The sequence below is a fragment of the Hydrogenophaga sp. genome, assembly GCF_041633695.1.
GTDB lineage: Bacteria > Pseudomonadota > Gammaproteobacteria > Burkholderiales > Burkholderiaceae_C > Hydrogenophaga.
Genome location: NZ_JBFJMY010000268.1, coordinates 1 through 5,843, shown reverse-complemented (window position 1 = coordinate 5,843; position 5,843 = coordinate 1). Strand labels below are relative to the sequence as shown.

General features: G+C 66.8%; 6 protein-coding genes. 1 reads left to right on the top strand and 5 read right to left on the bottom strand.

The genetic code is table 11. The annotated features are described in order from the left end of the window. From ABYB95_RS15570 to ABYB95_RS15550, 5 genes are all read right to left on the bottom strand, one after another. On the bottom strand, positions 1-985 hold a 985-nt coding region (locus ABYB95_RS15570), incomplete at its 3' end, for an MFS transporter (RefSeq protein WP_372659478.1). Continuing rightward, positions 982-1,554, bottom strand: a complete 573-nt coding sequence (locus ABYB95_RS15565) for a chalcone isomerase family protein (RefSeq protein ID WP_372659477.1) — start codon at positions 1,552-1,554, stop codon at positions 982-984. The genes ABYB95_RS15570 and ABYB95_RS15565, both read right to left, overlap by 4 nt. 1 nt (position 1,555) lies before the next feature. After that, positions 1,556-2,809: a class I SAM-dependent methyltransferase gene (locus ABYB95_RS15560; protein WP_372659476.1), complete on the bottom strand. Its 1,254-nt coding sequence runs from the start codon at positions 2,807-2,809 to the stop codon at positions 1,556-1,558. After that, entirely contained in the window at positions 2,806-3,576 is a 771-nt protein-coding gene (locus tag ABYB95_RS15555) for a DUF1365 domain-containing protein (RefSeq protein WP_372659475.1), read from the bottom strand. The genes ABYB95_RS15560 and ABYB95_RS15555 overlap by 4 nt, the downstream gene beginning before the upstream one ends. After that, positions 3,573-4,871, bottom strand: coding sequence for an NAD(P)/FAD-dependent oxidoreductase (locus ABYB95_RS15550; RefSeq protein ID WP_372659474.1), 1,299 nt, complete (start codon positions 4,869-4,871; stop codon positions 3,573-3,575). The genes ABYB95_RS15555 and ABYB95_RS15550 overlap by 4 nt, the downstream gene beginning before the upstream one ends. Positions 4,872-5,051: 180 nt before the next feature. Between ABYB95_RS15550 and ABYB95_RS15545 the strand changes: the two genes are divergently transcribed. After that, positions 5,052-5,657, top strand: coding sequence for a TetR/AcrR family transcriptional regulator (locus tag ABYB95_RS15545; RefSeq protein ID WP_372659473.1), 606 nt, complete (start codon positions 5,052-5,054; stop codon positions 5,655-5,657). The last annotated feature ends 186 nt before the right edge of the window (positions 5,658-5,843 follow it).

The following is a 5,843-nucleotide window of genomic DNA, read 5'->3' as shown; positions in this document are numbered from 1 at the left end:
CGGCACCCAGGGCGGCGCCACTGGCCAGACACACGACCACAAACCCGGCCTGGTCGCCCGCGCCCAGGGTGAGCACAAAAACAAAGGCGGTCACGGCCAGGCCCATGCTGCACAACCAGGCGGCAGACAGCCCCAGGCGCCGCACCGCAGCGACCCAGAGTGGCACCGACAACACCGCCGCCGCGAAATAGCTGCCCAGAAACAGCGCTTCGCTGCCCGGGGCTTGCAGGCGGTCGCGCACAAAAAACAGCACCAGGGTCGCGGGCACGGCGCTGGCGATGCCGTTCAGCATGAAGACCCCCAGCAGTTGGCGAAACGCCGCGCCGCGCCAGGGCAGCTTCCAGTGGGCGGCCACGGTGTGGGCCTTGGCCACCGAGCGTGGTGCAGCGGCCAGCAAACCCATGCCCAACAACAAGGCCAGGGCCAGCACCACGCTGGCCACACCCATGCCGAACAGCGAAGGCAACAGGCTGGCCACCAGCACCCCGACCAGGCCAAAAGCTTCGCGCCAGGCCACGACCCGCGCGCGTTGCCGGGCGTCGCCGCCCAGGCGCACGCCCCAGGTCTGGTGAACGATGGTCAAGACACTGAAAGCGATGTAGGTCACCAGCAGGCCCAGACCCAGCCAAAGCAACAAGGCACCGGCCTCGCCGCGTGGGAAAAACAAGGCCGTAAAACCCAGGGCCAGCACCGCAGCGGCCACCGCGCCCAGCCACCAGGCCTGGCGGGTGGAGCGGGCAAACACCGCGTCCACCGAGCGGCCAATGAAGGGGTCGAGCAGGGCGTCCAGCCCGCGCGTGGCCAGCAGGATCAGCCCCAGGGTGAGCAGCGGCACGCGGTGTTGTTCGGCGTAAAAGGCCGGCAGCACCACGTACAAGGGCAAGGCCAGAAAGGCCAGCGCGAAACCCAGGGCGCCGTAGCGCAGGCCGCCCCAGTTGTTGAACGCGGTGTGCGTGCCCGGTAGCGGCTGGACCAGTGCGGTCAAGACGCGGCTCCCAGCAGGCGGCGGCGCAGATCGGGCTCAGAGGTGCCGGGGCTGAGCCAGATGCCGAAGAAGGCCGGGCCGAAGCTGGGGTCGTCCACCGTGCTTCTGAGCTGGCCGTTGAAATAAAAGGGGGTGGCTTGACCGGGCCGGTAGAGGCCGGTCAGGCGGTCGCCCTCGACCACGTCGGGAAAGGCGGCTTGCATGGCGGTTTGCCAGGCTTGGCTGCGCGCTGCGTCCAGCGTGTTTTCGCGCCGCATTTCTTTCAGAGAGCGTTCGGCGATCTCGGGGCCGTTGAGCGCGCGCGCGTATTGAAGCTCCAGCGCAAAGGTGTGGCGCTGAAAGGCGTTCGCGGCAAAGCCGGCTTCGGTCCAGAGGCGGGCCTGGTAGATCTTCAAGCCAAAAAAGCGCAGCGTGGCCGAACCCATGAGCCGGGGCTCGGCCAGCGTGGCGGCCACCTCGGCGGGCACGGGCGCTGCACGGCCCGTGTTGGCGAGCACCGGACCAAGGGCCAGGCACAGGGCCGCGCCGGTGAGCCGGCGGCGGCGTGGATCGGGTGCGCTGCGGTGCACGTCAGTCGCGGCGCAGTGTGAACTGCACCACGTCGGTATTGCCCAGATCAAAGGCGGCTTCGCAATAGGCCAGGTAGAAGCGCCAGGTGCGCACAAAGCGGTCGTCGAAACCGAGCTCGCGGGCCTGGGATTCGCGCTCCAGAAAACGGGTGTGCCAGCGGCGCAGGGTTTCGGCGTAGTCGGCGCCGAAAGCCAGCTTGCGTTCCACCGTGAAGCCAAAGCGCCGGGCCTGGGCCTCGAACTGCGACACGCTGGGCAGCAGGCCGCCGGGAAAGATGTACTGCTGGATGAAGTCGGTGGACTTCACGTAGCGGTCGAACAAGTCGTCGCGGATGGTGATGCTCTGGATGCAGGCGCGACCGCCGGGTTTCAGGCAGCGGCGCAGGGTCTCGAAATAGCTGTCCCAGTATTCGCGGCCCACGGCCTCGAACATTTCGATCGACACCACGGCGTCGAAGGGCTGCTGCTCGAACTCGGGCGCGAGGTCGCGGTAGTCTTGCAGGCGCAGGTCGCAGCCAGAGGCTGTGCCCGAATCGGCCACACGTTTCTGGGCCCAGGCCAGCTGTTCGGTGGAGAGGGTGACGCCGGTGACTTGTGCGCCAAAATCGCGCACCGCCGCTTCGGCCAAGCCACCCCAGCCGCAGCCGATTTCGAGCACGCGCGCACCCGGCACCACACCCGCTTCGGTGAGTGCGCGGCGGGTCTTGGCGTCTTGCGCACCGGTCAGTGGGCGCGCGAGATCGCCTTCGAACCAGGCGCTGGAATAGCTCATGGACGGGTCCAGCCACTGCGCGTAGAAAGCGTTGCCCAGGTCGTAGTGGGCGTGGATGTTTTTCGCACTGCCCCGGCGCGAGTTGCGGTTCAGCGCGTGCTTCAGGCGGTACAGCAGCGAACCCCACCACGAGCCATACACCGCTTTTTCCAGCGTGTCGCGGTTGGCGGTGAGCAGGGTGAGCAGGGCGCTGAGGTCGGGCGTGCTCCATTCGCCGGCGATGAAGGCTTCGGCAAAGCCGATGTCGCCCGACTGCAGGGTGCGCGTGAAAACCGCCCAGTCGTGCACCTGCAACATGGCGTGCCGCGTCGGGTGCACCGTGCCGAACAGGTGTTGGCTGCCATCGGGCAGGTGCAGCGCCAGGGTGCCGTGTTCCAGGCGCGACAACAAGGCCATGGCGGCGCGCGCGGCCGCAGGCGCTGGCTGGGCTTTGGACGTGGACGTGGACGGTGGAGAGAGTGCGGGGCTGGTCAGCTGGTTCATGTCAGAAAGCGCTCAGGCGCAGGCGGTTGGCGGTAGAACGGCAGGCGCTTGAGCACCAGGCGCAAGGCCTGCCAGTGGATGCGGGCGATGACGCCGAAACTCATCAGGGGGGCGCTGAAAAACGCGCGCAACTTGTGGCTGCGGGTGAGCGGCTGCAGTTGCCCGCCCACACTGGTTTGCAGCAGCGGGCCGGTGGCGTCGTCGTGGTCGATGCGCACCAGCGTGCGCCCGCGCGCTTGGGGCCCGTCACCGCTGAAAGAAAAGCGGAAACGGTAGCGGCCTTCAACGGCGCAAAAGGGCGAGACGTGAAAGACTTTGCTGGCCTGCATCTCTTGGCCCCAACCCAGCTCGGGGCCGTTCAGCAAATAGGCGTGGCGCTGGCCAAAGGTGTTGTTGACCTCGACCAGCACAGCGGCCAGGGAGCCGTCGGCGCGGTGGGCGTACCAGAAACTCACCGGGTTGAACACATAACCCAGCACACGCGGGCAGCTGTGCAGCCAGACTTCGCCGGTGGCGTCGGTGACGCCCGCGCCCAGCAGCAGCTCGTCCAGCCAGGCCAGGGCGTCTTCGCGCCCGTCGCCATGGTCGCGGTCGTGGAAGGCCATCAAGCCCCAGCGGTTGCGCCGCACCAGGCTGCTCGGTTCGGCGCGCAGCGAGCGCATGGGCAACAGCCAGAAATAGCTGCGGTACTGAAAGCTGTGCTGCATGGGGCGCAAGCGCTTGTGCCAGATCCGGCCCACCCCGATCAGTGGCCGCGCCTGGGTCATGCGGCCTCCTGGTGCGGGGCGTTGTGGTGCTGCGCCAAGGCTTGTGCCACCGCCAGACCGGAGCGCAGGCCGTCTTCGTGAAAACCGTAACCGGTCCAGGCACCGCAGAACCAGCTGCGGCGCTGCCCTTGCAGCTGTGCCACGCGAGCCTGGGCGGTAACGGCCGCTTGGTCGAACACCGGGTGCTCGTATTCGAAACTTTGGATCACCTGGGCCGGGTCGGGCTCGCGCAAGGGGTTGAGCGAAACGATCACCGGCTGCGCCCAGGGCAGTGGCTGCAAGCGGTTGATCCAGTAATGCAGGCACACGCCGCGTTGGCCGTGCGCACCGGCTTCGGTGCCGGTTTCATGGTTCCACGCAGCCCAGGCCGAACGCTGGCGCGGCATCAGGCCCGTATCGGTGTGCAGCACGGCGCGGTTGGGCTGGTAGCGAATGGCCCCGAGCACCGCGCGCTCGTCGTCGCTGGCGTCGTCGCCGAGCAGCCGCAGCGTCTGATCGCTGTGGCAGGCGAAAACCACCTGGTCAAAGTGTTCGGCGCCGTGGTGGCTGCGCACCAGGGCCCCGGCGGGCACGCGGCGGACCGCCAGCACGGGGGTGTTCAGGCGCGCGTCGGGCAATTCGGCCACGATGCGGCGCACGTATTCGCGCGAGCCGCCGCGCACCGTCATCCACTGCGGGCGCTGGGTGATTTGCAGCAAGCCGTGGTTGTGGCAGAAGCGGATCAGGGTGCCGATGGGAAAGGCCAACATCTGCTCGCGTGGGCAAGACCAGATGCAGGCGATCATGGGCAACAGATACCACTCGCGAAAGCTGGGGCCAAAGCCGTGCTGGTCCAGAAATTCGGCGGTGCTCTGGGCCAGCGCCAGGTCCTGGTCGCGCTCGGCCAGGGCGGTGGCGAGCCGGTTGAAACGCAGAATGTCTTGCAACATGCGCCAGAACGCGGGCTTGAGCAGGTTGCGGCGCTGCGCGAACACGCTGGACAGGTTGCTGCCGCTCCATTCCAGGCCGCTGTCGCGGGCCTGCACCGAAAACGACATGTCGGACGCGGTGGTGGGCACGCCGAGTTCGGCGAACAGGCGGATCAGCCCGGGATAGGTGCGTTCGTTGTAGACCAGGAAGCCGGTGTCCACGCCGTGGCGCACGCCGTCCAGCGTCACGTCCACGGTGTTGGCGTGGCCGCCGAAATGGGCGCCGGCTTCGAACAAGCTGACGTGGCGGGCGGACCCTGGCCGGGACAGTTCGCGGGCGGCTGCTAGGCCGGCGATGCCGGACCCAATGACTGCGATGCGTTCCATGCGGGTTCCTTGACGGGGTGCGGCGACGCGGGTCGCTGCGGGTTGAAGACGAAATAGACTGCTTGGTTCAAAATATATACCAAGCAGTTCACAAAATCAACTGAAAAGTAATTTTGTGATCTTTTGGTGTTTTTTGTGACCGGTGTGTGCGCATATGACCTTGTCGGTTTAAGATGCCGCATGGGCAAAATTTCATTCAAAGAGCAGGTGCTGCAAGCACGCGAGCACGCCATCGTCGACGCGGTCAACCGGCTGCTGGCAGAAAAAGGCTTTGACGCGATGACGGTGGACGAGGTCGCCGCCGAGGTCGGCATTGCCAAAGCCAGCCTGTACAAGCACTTTGGCTCCAAAGAGAAACTGGCCGCTGCGGCCATGATCCGGGCGCTGGAGCGGGCGCAGGCGTTTCTGGACAACCTGGACGCCAGCCCACCGGCCAGCGCCGTGGAGCGCCTGAAGTCGGTGGTGCGCTGGACCATGGAGGTGCAGCTGGCCGGTGAAATGCCTGCCCTGCCCGCACAAAATTCGGCCTTGCGTGCCGCCCTGCTGGGCAGCCAGGACTACCTGGACCGCTTGATGACGGTGAGCGAGCGCCTGGGCGTGTGGATCACGGAAGCGCAAAAGCAGGGCCAGATCCAGGCCGCCTTGCCGCCCGAACTGGTGCTCTACACCTTGTTCGCCCGCGCCTGCGACCCGGTGCTGGGCATGTTGAAGGCCTCGGGGCAGCACAGCAACGAGCAAATCATTGCCTGGCTGGTGTCCACCACGTTCGACGGCCTGTCGGGCTGAACCCGACCCCCATCCAGCCCCCTGAGCGCCGTCAGAAAGCGGAACGGCCACCCGAAGGTGGCCGTGGTGTGCCGCCCGTTGTATCTCGGGCGGTTCGTCACTCGGTTGGAACCGGGGCTCAGGGAAAGAGCGAGTTCCCGGTCAAGGCAAAAGCGGTGTCGTCGCTGGTGGTCCAGTTCGCCAGAT